This is a genomic window from Vreelandella sp. GE22 (assembly GCF_968212445.1).
Genome location: NZ_OZ309110.1, coordinates 3552844 through 3571471 on the forward strand (window position 1 = coordinate 3552844; position 18628 = coordinate 3571471).

Genomic DNA, 18628 nt, shown 5'->3' on the forward strand with positions numbered 1-18628 from the left:
ATTCCAGAGGGATTTGACCCGTGATACCCATCAAACACACCGTTGGCTTTGGCCTGCTTGCGGTTAGCGTATTACAACCGGCTTTATTGATCGCGGATGAACCGACACGCTGGCAGCAAGTGGAAGCCCGCGTTAGCTCGATTCTGGATAACATGAACCAGTCGCAGAAGATCAACTTCACGCGGGTTGACGATGGTCGCATGATCCCCAGCCTGCCGGAATGGGGCATCGAAGGTACCGTGGCCTACGACGCCTCCATGGGAGTGCATGTCAACGACGCCACCTTTGGCGCCCAGTACCCCGCGCAATCCGGCTTGGCGGCGACCTGGAGCATCCAGCGTGCTCAGGAATTCGGCCTGGCCATCGGCTATGAAACCAGAATCGCCGGCGGCCAGCAGATGCTCTCGCCCACCGTCAATCTTTACCGCACCCCCTTTGGCGGTCGTAACGCGGAGTTCGTCAGCGGCGAAGACCCCTTTTTGGGTTCGGTCCTGGCGCCTGCCATCGTCAACGGCATTCAGGCCCAGGGCATTCAGGCCAGCGGCAAGCACTACCTGGCCAACGAGCAGGAAGCCAACCGCCAGAACGTCAACATCATTGCCGACCAGCGCACGCTGCGCGAGCTCTACCTGCCGCCTTTCGAGTCCATGGTCAAAAACGCCGATATCGCCTCGATCATGTGTGGTTTCAACAAAATCAACGATCACTACGCCTGTGAAAACCACCACTTGATCACCGAAATCCTCAAGGGCGAGTGGGGCTTTCAAGGCAACGTCATGAGCGACTTCAACTCCATTCATGATGCGTTCAAAGGCGCCTGGGCAGGCACCGATATCGATATGCCGTCGGGGTTACAGTTCAACGAACAGAAACTGCTGCCCTACATCTGGAGCGGTCAGCTTCATCAAAGCGTGATCGACGACAAGGTCAAGCGTAACCTGCGCGCTATCGTCAATTACGACTTCCAGGAAAACCTCAATACGGCGCAACCGCTCGATCATCCCGAGTACGGCATCACCGCGGCGCTCAACATGGCCCGTGAAGCCATCGTCTTGCTACGCAACGAAAATACCGTCGACGGCCAGCCGCTGTTGCCGCTTGACCCCGCGGCGAATATCGCAGTCATTGGCGACATGGCGTATCAGCCGCCGGCCTCGCCCTTCGGTACGTCGAATGCGAAGCCCAACGATTACGTCACCGAGATGGACGGTCTTCAGCATCTTGCCGAAAGCCCGGCCAATGTGACCTACCTCACTTCGATGGGGCTGGACCCGGAAACCTCGGTCTGGTATCAGCCGTCAAGCGATGAAGACGACAGCGGCTCCCCGGGCGTGCAAGCCGAGTTCTTCTCGAATGCCGACCTGTCCGGCTCCCCTGCCGTTACACGCGTCGAACCCGGGGTGAACTTCAACTGGCTGACCCAACAGAACATCACCGAACAAGCCTCGTCTTCGCTTGCCGACACCGACATCGACACCACGCCGGGCAGTTTCTCTGCACGGTTTACCTCCACGATCAAACCGACGATCTCGGGTGATCACGCCTTCAAGGTTCGCATGGATGGCGCGGTCAAGCTTTGGATCGACGATGAGCTGGTACTGGAAAACGATGGCGAGCCCTACTCGTCCGATGTGGTCAACGCGCTGACCTCCTCGGTCAAGGTGCCCGACCTCGAAGCGGGTGAAGAGTATACGGTGCGGCTCGAATACCGTCGTCTAAGCGACAGCTTCATGCCGGTACTGGGTAGTCTGAAAGGTCTTCAACTGAGCTGGGCGTCGCTGGCGCCGCCGGAGAACCTGGCCGACTACGACGCAGTCGTGGTGGCCGTGGGTACCAACTACGAAGATGAAGGTGAAGGCTCCGATATCGCCTATGCCCTGCCGGATCAGCAAGGCACCATGGTCGAGCGCGTCGCCCAGGCCAACCCCAACACCATCGTCGTCATGCATGGTGGCGGTGTATCCGACATGCAGCCCTGGGCCGACCAGGTGGGGGCTACGCTCCACGCATGGTTCCCCGGCCAACAAGGTGGTCAGGCAGTGGCGGAGATTCTTTACGGCCAGGTGAACCCATCGGGCAAGCTGCCGATCTCGATCGACAAGGCCATCGAGAACAACCCAAGCTACCCCTACTACTCTGACCCGGCGGCGTATCGCGGTGAAAACGCGCTCGTCGACATGGAGTACGGCGAAGGGCTTTACCTGGGCTATCGCGGTTACGACCAGAAACGTGAAGAGCCGCTCTACCCCTTCGGGTTTGGTCTTTCCTACACGACGTTCGAGTACTCGGACCTGTCTCTTTCGTCCAACGTCATGACCCCGGGTAACACCGTGAACGCCGAGTTCACGCTGACCAACACCGGCGACATGGCCGGTTTCGAAGTGGCCCAGCTCTACGTAGAGCCGATCGAGCCCCAAGTCGACCGCCCCGAAAAAGAGCTCAAGGGCTTTACCAAGGTGTATTTGGAGCCGGGGGAAAGCCGGGCCGTGAGCATCCCGCTGAATGCACGTTCGCTTTCCTACTACGTCGATGAAACCGCGAGCTGGGACGTCGATGCCGGTGCCTTCACGATCCGTGTCGGCCAGGATTCCGCGCATCTGCCGCTTCAGAGTACCCTGACCACGCTGATGCCGGAGCGTTTGACCACGCGTGACAGCAACCCCCTACCGTCACCCGTGCGTGATGCCGTTCAGATAAGCGCAAGCCAGGCTTACTAACGTCAAGCGGGCAGGCTCGACCTCGAGCCTGCCCCTTATTGGCGAATACTCCCTGCCAAACGCTCGAGATAGCCATCGAGTGTCGCCATGACGTCTACGCCATCCGGATTGCGTAGCCACTGAATCTGTAGCCCATCCATGACCGAAAAAAGCTCGACCGTGACGGCTCGGACATCGGTATCGGCACGCACCTCCCCCGCTTCGATCAAGGTTTCCAGGTGCGCGCGAGCATGGCCGTGAATGGTGTCGAATTTCTCGCGATACCAGTCATACGCTGGATGCTGCTCGTAAAGACTTTCGATGTTGATGAACATCGCCGCCTGACACTCCTGATGACTTTCCACGCTGAACCCCATGCTCATCTTGACGAAGGCGATGAACCCTTCGAGGGTCGGCAGGATTTCGAGCTCGGAAAACCGTTCGGTGATCCGCCGGTCGCGTCTTTCCAGCAACGCCTCTAAAAGCGCCACCTTATTAGGAAAATGGTGGAGCAATCCGACGGTCGTAATACCGGCAATGGTGGCGATATCCCGCATCGACGACGCTGCATAGCCGTGCTTTGCGAATACCTTCGTGGCCGCATCGAGCAGCGCCGCGCGGCGCATTTCCCCCTTGGGCGCCCGGCGACGCTTGGTCGCTGGCGTATCGTCTACGCACGCCTTTTCCCCCTGTCCCCCCATAATCTCCCCCCCTTTTTTTGTTACTTGATGAATATGGTCAACGTCATGGTACTTTGACGCGCTTTGCGTCGTGGTTCTGGTGTGCCTGCGTGAAGTGGCACCTAAAGTGGCGCCGTGCCAGCAGTACGGCAGTCGTAATCGAGATCAGGGCTATCCCGGCGTTGCCCAGCCACATGCCCAGGATGACACCGCTGGCGCCAAAGTACTTGGCCCCCAACACGACGAACGGCACCGTACCCAGGCTCGCCCTTAGCCATGCATAGAACATCACCCACCCGGTACGCTCGAGCGTAACGAAGATGGCAACGGCAATAAAATCCAGCCCCATCAACAGCCAAAGCCCGGGGCCAAACGCGCTCAAATCATCCAGCAAATGGCGTCCCGGTGTGGATAACCCAAAGACGGTGGCAAGCACGGGCACGATGACCAACAGTGCGCACCATGCCAAAAGCCCGTAAACGACGACCAGCTCGATGGCACTGACTAGCGCCGCCTTGAGCCGCCACTTCAGGTGCGCGTCGAGATGCTGAGCAAAGACCGGCACGAGCGCACCGGGTAGCGCAAAATAGAGGCAGTACGCGACCTGCAAGGTGGTGTCCATCAACGCCATTCCCGCCATCACCGACACCCCGAAAACCGCTAGCTGGCCCATGACGAAGGTAATGGTAAAAGGCATCGCCAGGTGACCCAGCGTATAAGGCAGCGTCACCCGGCCGATGTGCAGGCCGTGATGTTTCAACAGACGCCAATGAATACGCGAAGCGAGCCCTATCTTGCGTTTGACGCGGTAAAGCCCGTACACGCCAGCGACACCGGCGGCCATGATCATGGCAATGCCCGCGCCGATAAGCTCGAGCTCCAGCACGAAGATCAGGACGGGGTCCACGATCGCCAGCACACCCGCTGCCACCAAAAACAGACTCAGCGCCTGGCGGCTATGGCCCACCGCACGCAGCGCCTGGGCGCAGGTGTGGGTAATCGCCATGAGCACCGACGACATGAGCGCCATCCATAAAAACGGGCGAACCGATGCGCTGGCGGTACCTTCCCCCAGCCAGGCGATAAAATGGTCCAGGTAGTAGCCCTCGATGGCCGCCACCAGTACCGCAACCCCCACGGCCAGTATCAACACGTGCGTCACCAACGGCGGCAGTGACGCCTGAAGCCCCCGCCCCACCCGCCGGGAGATGAGCCCGCCAGCGGCGATCGCGATACCCGTGACCGCGATGGTGTTAAAAAACATCAACAGCTTACCAATGCCTACCGCCGCCACTAGTTCTTCATCTTTCAGTAGCGACACATAGGTAAGCGTCAGGATCTCGATCAAGAATAGCGCCAACAGGCTTAGCCCGCTGGTAATGGCCATCTCCTTCACGTGGCGGCCGATAGGCCCCCGCGTAAATAACGCGCCTGCTTTATGCATAACAACCGGATTCCCGCCACGAGCGTTGCATCACTGAAAACGTCACCGCTTGACGGGACGTGCGCGATGATAACCCGCTGCCTTCATGGCAAGAAGGGTGGCGGGGCTTTCGCCGGAATAATACGCAGAGAATAACGCGGCGCTTTGATGCGGATGCCTGCTTTACGTCGTCGCCAATTCGAGTAGATAGCCTTCATTGCGTACGGTACGAATAAGGCGAGGCTTGCGCGCGTTGTCTTCGAGGCGATGACGCAGACGGCTGATGCAGACATCCACCGAGCGGTCATTGAGGTAATACTCCCGCCCCAGGGCATGACGGCTCAGCTCATCGCGGCTGATGATTTGGTTGGGCGTCTCGCTAAGTGCCTCCAGCACCATGAAATCCGACCGGGTAAGATCGCAGACACGCCCAGTAGGGGAATGGAGCCGACGCAGCCGCAGATCCAAACGCCAACCGGCAAAGTAACGCTCGGTTTCCTGTGCGGCCGGCGCCGGCGCGAAGCCTTGCGCCACCCGCCGACGTACGGCGCGAATGCGGGCCAGCAGTTCGCGGAAGTCGAAGGGCTTGCAGAGGTAGTCGTCGGCACCGATTTCCAAGCCGATGATGCGCTCCGCCGACGCCCCCCGGGCGCTGGTCATGATCACCGGCGTCTTGTTCTGATAGCGCAAGCTTCGGCAAAGGCTTAGCCCATCCTCCCCCGGCAGCAGATGCTCCAGCAGCACCAGCGCCACGCGGTCATCGAGCTTCTCCCACATCTCGTCGCCGCTGGCCGCCCTAAGCGTGCGATACCCTACGCCTGCCAGGTAGCGACACACTTGGGCGCTGCTGTCCTCATCATTGTCCACCACCAGAATGACGTCGCATTCAACTTGGCGGCCGGTGCTTGATGTAGTGGGTGAGCTCGCTGCCAAACAATCCATTACATACGCCTCATAGACCAAAACTTTCTTAAACCAAAGCGCTAATATAATCGCGGCTTCTAATATCGTAAATACTAATCATTATTATTTTAAGGGACATTTAGATGCTCGGTGTTCATCCCCCCTCACTCGATACCGCTGAATGGTCAAAAAAGCCCCTCGCTATCGCCGCCGCTGTTAGTGCCGGCCTGTTGAGTGGTGGCGCGTTAGCTCAAACCGATTCTGAAAGCTTGGCCAACGTCGAGATGGACACCATCACGGTCCAGGCCCGCTACCAGGGTGACCCGAGCAGAAGCTACACGGTTTCCGACACCGGCAGCTCCGCCGGGCTGGATCTTTCCCCCCGGGAGACGCCGCAATCGGTGACCAGCGTGACCCGCCAGCAGTTGGACGACCGGCGAGTGGTCAACCTGGAGGATGCGTTAGAGCTTACTCCGGGCATTACCTCCAACAAATCGGAAGTGGGTGTGCGTAACGCCTTCCGCGCCCGCGGCTACGATATCAGCAACTGGAAGATCGACGGCTTACAGTTTCCAGGCGACACCGGATTCGCGGGTGGCGGCAACTCTCTGAACCTGGATCTCTACGAGCGCGTGGATATCGTGCGCGGCGCCAACGGCCTGCTGGGCGGCACCGGCGACCCCTCGGCCACCGTCGACCTGATTCGCAAGCGCCCGGGCACGGAGTTCGGCGGCAACGCCTACGTCTCTTACGGGCGCTGGGACAACGCCCGGGCCGGGGCGGACTTGAACCTGCCGCTCACCGAGGATGGCAGTGTTCGCTCGCGCTTCGTCGTCACCCAGGGCGAAGGCGATGGCTTTCGCGATCACGAATCCAACCGCAACCGAGCGGCGCTGGCCAACTTCGAATTCGATGTAAGCGACGACACCACGTTCGGCCTGGGCTATCAGTACGAGTACAACAAAACCTCCGGTGCGGGCTGGGGCGCTAACGTACCCATCTGGTTCGCCAACGGCCGCCGCACGGATCTTTCGCGCAGCACCAACCTGGTACCAGAGTGGAGCTACGCCGAGCAAGAGACCAACACCGCCTTCGCCTCGCTGACGCACCGTTTCAACGATGACTGGAGCGTCGAAGTCCAGGCCGCCCAAAGTGAAACCGATGCGCTGAGCAACCTTGCCTTGGGCAAGGTAAACCGCGGGCCCGTAAGTGGCACCTACAACGGCTATTGGGAAGAAGATGGTGGCGGTGCCATTCTCAACGGGATGCGCAACGACAACGAGACACGCCAGCGCTCTGCCAGTATCGACCTGAAAGGTGCCTATAATCTGCTCGGCCGCCGTCATGCTCTGGCGGTGGGCTATAGCGACAGCCGCACCCGTTCACGCACGTATGATCACGACTGCACGCTGTCCAGCAACACGATGTCCGAATTTTCCGAAGGCTGTATGTACCGCAACGCCAATGGCCTGCCGATCACCGATTGGCGCAACGGCGTCGACCGCGACATCGGCCTGAGCGGCGCGCGAACCGGCCAGCTCAGCACCACCGAAACCGACCTGCGCGGCCTGTATGCCTCTACGCGGCTAAGCGTCACCGAACCGCTGTCCGTCATTTTGGGGGGCCGTACCAGCTACTATAAAACCGAAAACGAAACCGCCTCCGGCGACACCACCACCCGCCGCGAAACCGGTGTGTTCACCCCCTATGCGGGGTTGGTTTATGACCTCACGGACCACCACTCGCTCTACGCAAGCTACACCAACATCTTCACCCCGCAAAGCAGCCAGACCGTTAGCGGTGACACGGTCGAGCCTATCGACGGCGACAGCTACGAGGCCGGTGTGAAGGGCGAGTGGTTCAACGGCCGCCTGAACACCTCCGCGGCGTACTTCCGCACCCGCCAGGAAAACAGCGCCGTGCTCGACGGCGCCAACCTCACACCAGACGGCAACCAGGCCTACCGCGCCGGCACCGGTAACGAAACCGACGGCGTGGATCTGGAGATTGCCGGCGCCATTACACCGAACTGGAACGTTTACGGCGGCTACACCTACCTGCACTTTCGTCGCGTCGACTCCGACGGGCGCAGCGACCCCTCCCACCTGCTCAAGCTCCACACCACCTACGCGCCGGCGGGTATGTTGAATCGCTGGACCTTCGGTACCGGTGTCTATGCGCAGAGCAGTATCGATGCAATCTCCAATCCCGCCGGTAAGCCCGTCGACGGCATCAGCACCGGCTCCACGCCCGCCAACTGGGCAGGTTACGCCACCGTGAACGCCATGGCGCGTTACGACGTGACAGACGCGACCAACGTCACCCTCAACGTCGATAACCTTTTCGACAAAACCTACTACGACAACTTCGGCTTCTACGCCGGTGCCGTCTACGGCACGCCGCGCAGCGCGACGCTCACCCTGCGCACCGAGTTCTAAGCCCGCCGCGCTTTCATCGAGCGCTCCCCCCATGCCAGTCAAACGCCGGCATGGGGTCTTGCCTTCCTCTGGCAGCCTTCTCTACGCCCTTGGGTAGGCGTGTCCTTCAATAGCATCCTTTCATGAGATTGATACCCTGACCGGCCTTGCGCACAGCGTTATACTGAGAACTGGAACGTCTTTTCCACTCTCATCAGGAGGTCTCATGCCGGCCCAGTTTCCCCAGGCCCGTCTTCGTCGTTTGCGCTCAAACGACGCGCTTCGCACCATCGTGCGTGAAACCTCGCTTCGCGCCGAACATCTGGTCTACCCCATTTTTGTCGAGGAGGAGACCGACGAGTACACGCCGATCGAAGGCATGCCCGGCCAGTACCGCGTGCCGGAAAGCAAGCTGGGTGACGAGGCCAGGCGCCTGAGCGCGCTGGGGCTTAGAAGCATCATGCCGTTCGGTATTTCCCATCACAAGGACGAAACCGGCAGCGACGCGCTGAAGGAAGACGGCATGGTGGCGCGCATGGTGCGTACCATCAAGGAGGCCGCGCCGGAGCTAGTGGTGATTCCGGATATCTGCTTTTGCGAATACACCACCCACGGGCACTGCGGCATCCTGAAGGGCAACACCGTCGATAACGACCGCACGATCACAAACCTCGGCGTTCAGGCCGTACAGGCGGCCAAGGCCGGCGCCGACATCATTGCGCCTTCCGCCGCCCAGGACGGCCAGGTCGCGGCGATCCGCGCAGCCCTCGATGAAGCGGGCTTTTCTGATACCCCCATCATGGCCTACTCCACCAAGTTTGCCTCGGCGCTTTATGGCCCGTTTCGCGAAGCCGCGGGTACCGAGCTAAAAGGCGACCGCAAGACCTACCAGATGGACCCGATGAACCGCCGGGAAGCGCTCAACGAGTCGCTGGCCGATGAAGCCGAGGGCGCGGATTTTTTGATGGTCAAACCGGCGCTGGCGTATCTGGACATCATGGCCGATATTCGCCGCCAAAGCCTACTGCCACTGGTGGCGTACCAGGTCAGCGGTGAGTACGCGATGATCAAGTTCGCGGCCGCGCAGGGCGTGATCGACGAATCCGCCGTCGTGCGCGAGACCCTGGGCGCCATGCGCCGGGCCGGCGCGGATCTCATCATGACCTACTTTGCACCCCAACTGCTGGAAGAAGGGCTGTAGGCGCAAGCGTTGCCCGGTAGCCACTCAACGCAAAGCTAACGGGCCGCCGTTTTCACGCCACGCCATGGCACGGTGCGCCGGCGTGGCGTGAAGTCGCCGCCCTGGGCGGCGTGGTACCGGCCCGTGAACCTGAAAGGGAACCCGAAAAAGGGTCGCGGGCACTCGACAGGCGAAGAAAAACGAACCGCCCCGGCACGCTTTGCTTTGGCGCTAAAAGCCAATAGCTCCTATGTTGAAAGAAATACAGGGAGCAAAAAGATGTTGAATGCACTTGCAGGGAAGCTGGGATTAAAAACCGACCCCTTCATATTTTTCACCTCGGCCGGGATCATGGTGGTTTTTCTGATCGTGCTGCTGATCGCTCCCGAGGCCATTGGCGACGCCTTCGGTGCCGGCCGTGAATGGATCGTGACCAACCTTGGCTGGCTGTTCATTTTCGGCGTATCGAGTTGGGTGGTGTTTCTACTTTGGCTGGCCATGAGCCGCTACGGCGCCATCCGCCTGGGCGGGAATGATGCCAAGCCCACTTACACCAATCTCTCCTGGTTCACCATGCTATTTGCCGGTGGTATCGGGACGGTCTTGATGTTTTGGGGCGTCGCCGAGCCCATTTCCCACTTTTCGACCCCGCCCCGCGCGGGGGTCGAGGCGTTCACGGTAGAAGCCGCCGACGACGCGATGAGCTTTGCCATCTACCACTTGGGGCTTCATACCTGGGCCATCTTCGCCATGCCGGGGTTGGCGTTTGCCTACTTTATCTACCGCTATGATCTGCCGATGCGTTTCAGCTCGGTCTTTTACGCGCTCATCGGCGACCGGATTTACGGCCCCATTGGCAAAACCCTCGATATCGCCGCGATCCTGGGGACGCTGTTCGGCGTGTCGGTCTCGATTGGCCTGGGCACGCAACAGATCAACGCAGGACTTACCGAGCTTTTCGGTATTCCTGACGCCGTATTTACGAAGGTCGTCATCATCGCCGTCCTGACCACCGTGGCGGTCGGCTCGATCGTGGCGGGCCTGGACGCCGGTATCAAGCGGCTCTCCAACATTAATATCGGTATGGCCGTGGGGCTGATGATCTTCGTGCTGTTTACCGGCTCCACCGTCTTCTTACTGCGCGCGGTCGTGGAGACCTTTGGCCTTTACGTGACCAACCTGCTGCCGCTGGCGTTCTGGAACGACACCCTGGCAAGCTACGACGGCAACGGCGTCGACTGGGGCTGGCAAGGCAGCTGGACCGTGTTCTATTGGGCGTGGACGGTGACTTGGTCCCCCTTCATCGGGATTTTCGTGGCACGTATCTCCCGCGGGCGGACCATTCGCGAGTTCGTGCTGGGCGTGTTGTTCGCTCCGTCGATGTTTACCCTGGTGTGGTTTGCCATCTTTGGCTGGTCGGCCATGGAGATCGACGGCATTGGCCCCGAAGCACGCCAGGCGCTGGGCGAGCAGGCCGGTACGCTATCTGCGGCGGTAAGCGAGAGTATTCCGTTGGCCATGTTCGCGTTTTTCGATAACTTCCCCGCCGCCACGCTTATTCAGGGCCTGGCGGTCGTGATCGTGGCGATCTTCTTTGCCACCTCGTCGGACTCCGCCTCGTTGGTCGTCGATATGCTGTGCACCGGAAGCCCGGACCCAGGCCCTTGGCATCAGCGGGTATTCTGGGGAGTCTCCGAAGGCGTGCTGGCAGCGATGCTCATCGTGCTGGCGGGCGATGCCGGGCTCACCGCGCTGCAGGAGGTGGTTACCGTGGTCGGCCTACCCATGTTCCTTTTGGTATTCGCCATGATGTTCTCCCTCTACCGCGCGCTCTCCCAGGAAAATCTGCACGAAGTGACGGTCAAAGCACCCCCCAGCCAAAGCGAGCTCAACCCGAAAGAGTAACCTAGGGTCTGTCTGAAAAGTCGACGAGCGAAGACAAGACAAGGCAAAAATTGGCGAAAAAACGGAGTTTACATATGTAAATGAGTATTTTGATCGGACTCGCGCGCGAGCCAATTTTTAACGCCGTATTGTCGAGCGCAGGCACTTTTCAGACAGAGCCTAAAGCACCTGCCTGCCCGTTACTCGATGACGCAGCAGGCCCACCTTGGGTTTCAGCACTTTAACGCGTTCCCGGGCGAATCAGGGTAAGATACGAAAGGCGCCACTTTCTTGAAGACAGTGGCGTTTTACTGGCTTCTCGAATGGCCGGTCAATGCAAAGCCCGATATCCCCCGATGTATAAGGAGCGTAGCGCGCGATGGCCCACAACCGCACATTCGTCAGTGGCGTTCTCCTTCTGCTCCCTCGCTTGGCATCGTTTGCCTGGCGGGTACTGTGCCACTTTTTGAAAAATCGCGGCATCCTGCTGGCCGGCGGCGTGGGCTACAATATTTTGCTCTCCGTCGTGCCGCTTTTTGCATTGCTGGGGGTCATGTCCACCCGCGTAGTCGACGAGCAGCACCTGCTGAACGTGTTGGCGATACAGGCCCGCCATCTTGCCCCGGCCCATGCCGATGTCGTGATGGACGCGGTACGCGGGCTACTCGACTCTCGCGACGTGATCGGCATTCTCAGCCTGCCGATACTTCTACTGCTTAGCTCGTTTGCCTTTCGTATGCTCGAAGATGCCCTTTCGTTCATTTTCCATGCCCCGGACTGCCCCCGGCGCAGTACCTGGGTCTCGCTGGTGCTACCTTACGCGTTCATGCTGGTGCTGGGCGCTGGGCTCATGGCGCTCACATTGGTCGTGACACTGGCCAGTTCGCTCAATGCGCTGGCACTTGCGCTGTTCGCCCAGGAACTCCCCCTGGCGGGCCTTTCAGAGCCCGTCCTGAACCTGTTCAGCTTTTTCGGCGTATTCCTGCTTTTCAGTGCGATTTACAAGATATTGCCAGTGGTCAAGATCGCTATCGGAAGAGCCGTGGTGGGCGGTTTCGTGGCAGCGCTTTTATGGGAGGGTGTCAGGCTCTTTCTGGTCTATTATTTTACCCATCTATCGTTCATCAACGCAGTGTACGGCTCTTTAGCGGCACTGATCATCGTTTTGTTGAGCCTTGAAGTAGGCGCGATCATTTTACTGCTGGGCGCCCAGGTCATCGCCGACCTGGAGCGCAACTCGCGCCTTGGCCTGGTGTGGTATGTGGACCCTGACCGCGAGGCGATTAGCCGGGTGGATTGAGAATTGATGCACCCGCTATCGATGGCAATGTGTGGTTTCACGTTTTCGCTTAAGCTTCCCCCCGTTATAAAGAGAGACGCTCATTTTTCCGCGTTTTTTCACTTCATACATCGCCTTGTCAGAGAGGGCCATCAGCGTTGAGAGGTCTTGGCCATGGAGAGGATAAAGCGATATGCCGACACTCACCCCAACGCGATAGTCCTTCGACGCTATCCTGATATTTCGGCTGATGTTTTTTATCAGCTTCTCAGCCAACAGAACCGATTGTTCTGGTTTATCCAAGTGAGCCGCTAATATCACGAATTCATCACCGCCCAAACGAGCGCAGACATCCGTCGCTCTTACGCAGCCGGTTATTCGTTTCGCTACTTTGGCAAGCACTTTATCGCCCACCTCATGACCCGCCGAGTCATTGATCGGTTTAAAATCATCGAGGTCTATAAAAATAACGGCGAGTAGCGTTCCGGAGCGCTCGGCAGAGCTGACCATATAATCAAAAATACCGTCCAAATAGAGTTTGTTATTCATGCCCGTCAGCGCATCGTAATAGGCCAAATGAAGCGCTTCGGCTTCGGCACGCTCCAGCCTCGCTTTAAAGGAGAGAAACACGCCCGCCAGTAGAAATAGATACAACCCCATCTTACTCACAGAGGTGATTATGAGTACGAAGGCGCCCCAGCCAGGGTAGTGCGCAAAGATAGGGTAAGCCAGCATCCAATTAATCGAAAAAGCCAAACTAAAAAAGGAGATCCCGTACATAACGCCGCCAGGGAAGGCCCTTCTATTTTTAAAGCAAATAATAGAAACATAAAGCATCGTCAAGCAGAAAAACGCGGCGCCTAACGGTCTCAACAACCAAATGGATAAATCGAAAAACCAAACCGAAAAAAACCATATCTCTAAAAAAGCGGCGATAAACCAAATGGCCAAGACACTGCGATTTAAGTCTAAAAATCTGATAAGCCCAAGAATTAAAAGAGGCTTTTCTATAGCACCTAATGCGAAGTAGAGAACCGCGCTTACCTCGTTTTGTAAAGTAGGGGCTATGTAAAAAAGTGAAAGGCGGGAAAGTAGTGCAAAAAGCAGCGCCATGCACCACCACCCAGGCCCACTTTTCGTACCGGGCACATAGCTAACCCATAAAAAAAGAATCATCAACATTAAGTAGATAGTACAACCAAACACATTAATACTATTTTGCATCCGCGTACCTTTAAAACCTTCGATAACCAAGGCTGACTAATCGTCACTCGTAAAAGGAGGGCTAAAAACCCCGAAAATAAAAACTTTATCGAGAGTAATGTTTAACGCATTAAAATGAAGCAACTGTTAACTTAAAAAGAGTGAACACTCCTGAGATCTACGCCGCTGGCCCCTCCCGGGCGAACTGAGCAAGGCCCTTTCGGTTGGGCGAGGCGGCCCTGCCAGCACCTTGCAACCAGGTGCCGAGATTGCAAGCAGCAGGCGCACTTAAACAATAGTAATAACCCAAAGCGATACTTCAAGAATTAATTAAAACCTATCCTCACTTGACGCAATGTCTAAATTAGCCGTTTAAAAACCACTCAAATTAACCGTCATGATGCGTTTGACCCGAGAACACGCCAGACGAGCATCAAGTGGCTGATACGTCTACCGTCCCAAAAAGTCGAGAAGGGTGCTCGCCAGCGCCTCGGGTGCTTCCTCGGCCATGTGGTGGCCGCAGTCGAGGCCGTGTCCCTCCACCGAGGTCGTCCATGGGCGCCAGACTTCGAGCACGTCGCCGTAAAGCCGCTCCAGATCGTCACGCAGCGACCACAGCACCATCGCCAGGCACTGGAGGCGCTTGCCCTGTTCGCGGTCCCGCCGGTCGTGGAGGTGGTCCACGCTCAAGCCAGCCCGGTAGTCCTCGACCATACCGTGAACGGTCGCTGGGTCGTGAATGGCCCGGCGAAAGTCCGCGAAGGACGCTTCTCCCATCGCCTCACGACTTCCGCCATACCATGCATCCGGGTCGGCGAGAATGGCGCGCTCGGGCTTGTCGAGCTGGGCGAAGAAGAACCAATGCCACCACTCGGTCGCGAAGCGCGCGTCGCAGCGCTCCAGCGCCTCGAGGATGGGTACGCCGTCGAGCATGACGGCCTTGTCGATCACCTCGGGATGATCCATCGCCGTACGAAAGGCGGTGTAGCTGCCGCGGTCATGGCCAACGATGGCGAAGCGGTCGAAGCCGAGGTGGCGCATTAGCTCGACGCAGTCCCGCGCCTTGGCGCGTTTGGAGGAGCCGGCATGGTCCGGCGTATCCACGGGCTTGGAGGATTCCCCAAAGCCTCGAAGATCAGGGCAAACGACGGTGTGATGCGCCGCCAGAAGCGGAGCGACGCGATGCCAGGTCATGTGGGTTCGAGGGTGGCCATGCAGTAGCAGCACCGGCGGCCCCAAGCCGCCATGTCTTACTCTCAACGTCGCCTCGGCCAGCTCGACCGTCTCCAACTTGAATCCCTCGAACATCACGCCCCCTTTGCCCACGTGGCGAAACGTTTCAGCGTAGACGTTCAGGTCACGGATTGCTCGCCAGGAGACAGGATAGCCGACGCTTGGCTGTGCATATTACACGCCAGAGAGGCTCGACTATTCGGGTGACTCTACACTCTGTTCTATACCACAAACGGGCTTGTATTCGGCAGGAACGCTTAGCAAATCGCGGGACAAAAACCGCTGATTTTGCTGTTTTTTTCGTCTACGGGGGAACTGACTGGAAGGCTTGAGAAGTCTGGATGGCGCGCCCGGCAGGATTCGAACCTGCGACCCTCGGCTTCGGAGGCCGATACTCTATCCAACTGAGCTACGGGCGCGTAGGGGGCGTATCCTACCTTTGTGGGCGGGCGCTGTCCAGCCGGGAAGCGGTGGACAGTACGGCGAACCGTTGGGCGCGTACCTGCCGCGCATTCGCGAGGCGCTGGCCGAGTAAACCCCGCTTGGCCGCCCGCACTAAAAAGCCGCCCCACGGGGTAATGCCGATCAGTTAAGGCTTTTGCCTACCCACAACGAGCGGTAAATCTATTGTAGCAGCGCGTTGCGCTGCGTCGCTGGCTAAAGCCTGCTCTTACGAGGGATGGGGCACGACTCCATTGTAGGAGCCCAATTCCATTGGGCGATGGCGGCGATAGCCGCCCTTCGGTGGCGACGGCACTTTTGGTTGCCATCACCACCAACCCCAGCAGCGCGTTGCGCTGCATCGCTGGCTGAAGCCTGCTCCTACAAGGGATGGATGCAAGATTTCGTTGTCGTGGAGCCCGCTTCAGCGGTGGTCCGACAATTCGGCGAATGGCGCCGTCAGGCGCCCTGGCCAAGCCACCCGTCGCGAGCTAAAGCTCCGCCCCACAGGTAATAGCCAAGCTTAACTGATCGGCATTAGCCCCACGGGGCGGCTTTTGGCATCACAGGATACGCTTAAGCGAGCACCTTGCCCGGGTTCAAAAGCCCCTTCGGGTCGAGCGCCTGCTTCATGCGCTTCATCAGTGCGATCTCTTCTGGCGAGCGGGAGAGCGCCAGGTAGTCGCGCTTTTCCAGACCCACGCCGTGCTCGGCGGAGATCGAGCCCTGGTACTTTGCAAGCGCCCCGTATACCTGCTCTTCCACGTCGCGGCGGCTATGCGGACTTGCATCGCGCACGGTGATCATGATGTGCAGGTTGCCGTCGCCCAGGTGACCGAATACCACGAGTTGCGCGGTCTCCGGCCACTGCGCTTTCAGCTTCTCTTCGAGCGTGGTGACGTACTCGTCCATATGGGCGATGGGCAGGCTGATATCGAAAGAGAACATCGGGTTGAGCTCGTACACCAGGGTTTCGATGTCTTCACGAATGTCCCAGATGCCCTGGCGTTGGGTGCTGGAGTTCGCAAGCACCGCGTCCGTTATCAACTCCTCCTCCAGCGCCCTTTCGAGCACTGCGGCGAAGGCCTCGGCGTCCTGCTCCTCGTTCGACCCCAGGGTTTCGATAATAGCGTAAAAGGGCGAGTCGCCGGCGAGAATCTCGGCGTGTTTGGTGGCCTCACTGGTCATCAGCGCGTAGTGATTGTTCCAAAGCGCCTCGAAGGCGCTCAGGCTGTTGGCGAGCTCTTTGGAGGCAAGCTTCAAAAGCCCGGTGAGCGCCTCGAACGAGGGTACGGCGACCAGCGCGGTCTGCTCGCTGGGCATCATCGGCTGCAGGCGCAGCACCGCGCGGGTGACGATACCCAGCGTCCCTTCGCTGCCGATGAACATCTGCTTCAAATCGTAACCGGCGTTGTTCTTGAGCATGGTGTTCATGGAGCTGACCACGGTACCGTCGCTCAACACCGCTTCCAGGCCGAGCACTTGCTGGCGCATCATGCCGTAGCGAATCACCCGGATACCGCCGGCGTTGGTGGCAATGTTGCCGCCAATGGTGCAGGAGCCGCGCGCGCCCAGGTCGAGCGGAAACTGCATGTCGATCGCCTCGGCCGCTTCCTGCACGCTTTGCAACGTGGCGCCGGCCTGCACCTGCATGGTCGAGCCCACCGCATCCGTCGATTCGATCTTGTTCATCAGCTCGAGGGACACGACGAGCTCGTTGGGGCTGGCCACTGCGCCGTGCACCACGCCGGTCAAGCCCCCGTGGGTCACCACCGCCTGCTTGGCGCCATGGCAAACGGCCATCACCTGGCTGAGCTGCTCGGTGCTTTGCGGGCGAATGATCGCCTTGGCTTCACAAGGGGCTTTGGTGAACCAGTCGACGCTGCGCTGGGCAACGTCGTCGCCCAGCAAAACGCCTTTTTTACCAACGATGTTCTCGAGCTCGTTAATCAACGTGTCCATGATCTCAACCTTGAGGGCGGGCCCTGACGCGATGGTCCGCCTGTTTTTAATTTAGCTATGGCGTATATAAAACCACCCCTAACCGTATAAGCGCGAAAGCCTGGCCGGCAAGCATGGGGGGGTATGCAGGCTACCGCCAACACAAGCCCCGCTCAAGCGCCCGGGGACCATAGTGTTCTTTTGGCTAATACCGCCCTTTCAGGCGGGGAATTGCGCGCCAAAACCGCTATGGTAGAGCACGCACGCCGTTATAATACGCCCGCCAATCACTAAAAAAGCGACTCACCCAAGGATATCTCGTGGAACATCCAACCTCTTCTCCCTCTTTCAGCTCCCCCCTGGCCCACCTGCGCGGCGCGCTCATGATCGCCGCCACAGGGCTTTTGGGTTTTACCAGCACGGCCAGCGCCGAGCTCCCGCAAACCTCGCTGCGCCTGGCCCACGTGGTCAATAGCGACGACACCTACCACAGTGCCGCGACCCGCTTTCAGGAGATTTTAAGCGAGCAAAGCGACGGCGCGATCAACGTCGAGATCTTCCCCAACGCAAGCCTGGGCGACGAGCGCACCCTGCTCGAAGGCATGCAGATCGGCACCGTGGATATGGGTTTGATCACCAACGGGCCGGTGGCCAACTTCGTCGACGCGTTCTCGGTGTTCGAATTGCCGTTTCTCTTTCCCGATGCCCAGGCCGCTTACGAAATACTCGACGGCGAGATCGGCCAGGAGGTTCTCGACTCGCTCGAAGACGTCAACCTGAAAGGCCTGGCTTTTGCCGAGCGCGGCTTTCGCAACATCACCAACAGCCGCCACCCGATCAACGAGCCGGCGGATCTGGACGGCCTGCGCCTGCGCGTGATCGAAAACGAAGTCTACGTGGATACCTTCCGCGCACTCGGCGCCAACGCCGTGCCCATGGCCTGGACCGAAGCGCTGACCGCCCTTCAGCAGGGCACCATCGACGGCCAGGAGAACCCGATCAACGCCATCCATGCGTTCAACCTGGCCGAGACCCAGGACTACCTGACCATGACGCGCCACATCTACGCCCCGGCGCTGTTCGTGATGAGCCTGCCCAAGTGGAACGCGCTCCCCGAAGAGGCGCAAACCCTGGTGCAGGAGGCCGCCCGCGAGGCTTCCCAATACGCGCGCGCGCAAAACGCCGAGATGGAAGCCGAGCAGCTCACCGCCCTGGAAGAAGCCGGCATGGAGATCAATGAATCGCCGGATATCGAGGCCTTCCAAGCGGCCGTGGCGCCGATCTACGAGCAGTACGGCGAGCAGTTCGGCGACTACCTGCCGCGCATTCAAGAGGCGCTCGAGTAAGC

General features: G+C 59.2%; 12 protein-coding genes and 1 tRNA gene. 6 read left to right on the forward strand and 7 right to left on the reverse strand.

The features are described from left to right. The first annotated feature begins 20 nt into the window (after nt 1-20). Nucleotides 21-2717: a glycoside hydrolase family 3 protein gene (locus ACWHRL_RS16700; protein ID WP_447894546.1), complete on the forward strand. Its 2697-nt coding sequence runs from the start codon at nt 21-23 to the stop codon at nt 2715-2717. Nucleotides 2718-2752: 35 nt separating this feature from the next. Here ACWHRL_RS16700 and ACWHRL_RS16705 read toward each other — a convergent pair whose 3' ends face one another. The 3 genes from ACWHRL_RS16705 to ACWHRL_RS16715 form a co-directional block, all read right to left on the reverse strand. Beyond that, a complete protein-coding gene (locus tag ACWHRL_RS16705; RefSeq protein WP_447894547.1) occupies nt 2753-3397 on the reverse strand; it encodes a TetR/AcrR family transcriptional regulator in 645 nt (214 codons plus the stop codon). A 43-nt stretch (nt 3398-3440) separates the two neighbouring features. Then, complete coding sequence (locus tag ACWHRL_RS16710) at nt 3441-4820, reverse strand: MATE family efflux transporter (protein WP_447894548.1); 1380 nt, start codon at nt 4818-4820, stop codon at nt 3441-3443. A gap of 162 nt (nt 4821-4982) precedes the next feature. Then, nucleotides 4983-5741, reverse strand: coding sequence for a winged helix-turn-helix domain-containing protein (locus ACWHRL_RS16715; protein ID WP_447894549.1), 759 nt, complete (start codon nt 5739-5741; stop codon nt 4983-4985). A 104-nt stretch (nt 5742-5845) separates the two neighbouring features. Here ACWHRL_RS16715 and ACWHRL_RS16720 point away from each other — a divergent pair, with 104 nt between their 5' ends. The 4 genes from ACWHRL_RS16720 to ACWHRL_RS16735 all read left to right on the forward strand — a co-directional run bounded on the left by ACWHRL_RS16720 (nt 5846) and on the right by ACWHRL_RS16735 (nt 12483). Beyond that, a complete protein-coding gene (locus tag ACWHRL_RS16720; RefSeq protein ID WP_447894550.1) occupies nt 5846-8140 on the forward strand; it encodes a TonB-dependent siderophore receptor in 2295 nt (764 codons plus the stop codon). Nucleotides 8141-8345: 205 nt separating this feature from the next. Beyond that, nucleotides 8346-9320 (forward strand): porphobilinogen synthase, encoded by a 975-nt coding sequence (gene hemB, locus ACWHRL_RS16725; protein ID WP_447530188.1) that lies wholly within the window; start codon nt 8346-8348, stop codon nt 9318-9320. A 258-nt stretch (nt 9321-9578) separates the two neighbouring features. Next, the gene (locus ACWHRL_RS16730) at nt 9579-11204 is read left to right on the forward strand and encodes a BCCT family transporter (RefSeq protein WP_447530189.1); all 1626 of its coding nucleotides are present in this window, start codon (nt 9579-9581) and stop codon (nt 11202-11204) included. 358 nt (nt 11205-11562) lie between these two features. Then, entirely contained in the window at nt 11563-12483 is a 921-nt protein-coding gene (locus ACWHRL_RS16735; RefSeq protein WP_447530190.1) for a YihY/virulence factor BrkB family protein, read from the forward strand. A 15-nt stretch (nt 12484-12498) separates the two neighbouring features. On the opposite strand, the gene ACWHRL_RS16740 is transcribed toward ACWHRL_RS16735, so the two are convergent. The 4 genes from ACWHRL_RS16740 to ACWHRL_RS16755 all read right to left on the reverse strand — a co-directional run bounded on the left by ACWHRL_RS16740 (nt 12499) and on the right by ACWHRL_RS16755 (nt 17301). After that, nucleotides 12499-13686 carry a diguanylate cyclase domain-containing protein gene (locus tag ACWHRL_RS16740; protein ID WP_447894551.1) on the reverse strand — a complete coding sequence of 396 codons (1188 nt, stop codon included), beginning with the start codon at nt 13684-13686 and terminating at the stop codon, nt 12499-12501. 429 nt (nt 13687-14115) lie between these two features. Next, nucleotides 14116-14973 (reverse strand): alpha/beta fold hydrolase, encoded by an 858-nt coding sequence (locus ACWHRL_RS16745; protein WP_447894552.1) that lies wholly within the window; start codon nt 14971-14973, stop codon nt 14116-14118. Between the two features lie 267 nt (nt 14974-15240). Next, nucleotides 15241-15317, reverse strand: a tRNA-Arg gene (locus tag ACWHRL_RS16750). Between the two features lie 598 nt (nt 15318-15915). Next, nucleotides 15916-17301, reverse strand: coding sequence for an FAD-binding oxidoreductase (locus ACWHRL_RS16755; RefSeq protein WP_447894553.1), 1386 nt, complete (start codon nt 17299-17301; stop codon nt 15916-15918). A gap of 362 nt (nt 17302-17663) precedes the next feature. On the opposite strand from ACWHRL_RS16755, the gene ACWHRL_RS16760 reads away from it, so the two are divergent. Next, a complete protein-coding gene (locus ACWHRL_RS16760) occupies nt 17664-18626 on the forward strand; it encodes a TRAP transporter substrate-binding protein (protein ID WP_447896192.1) in 963 nt (320 codons plus the stop codon). The last annotated feature ends 2 nt before the right edge of the window (nt 18627-18628 follow it).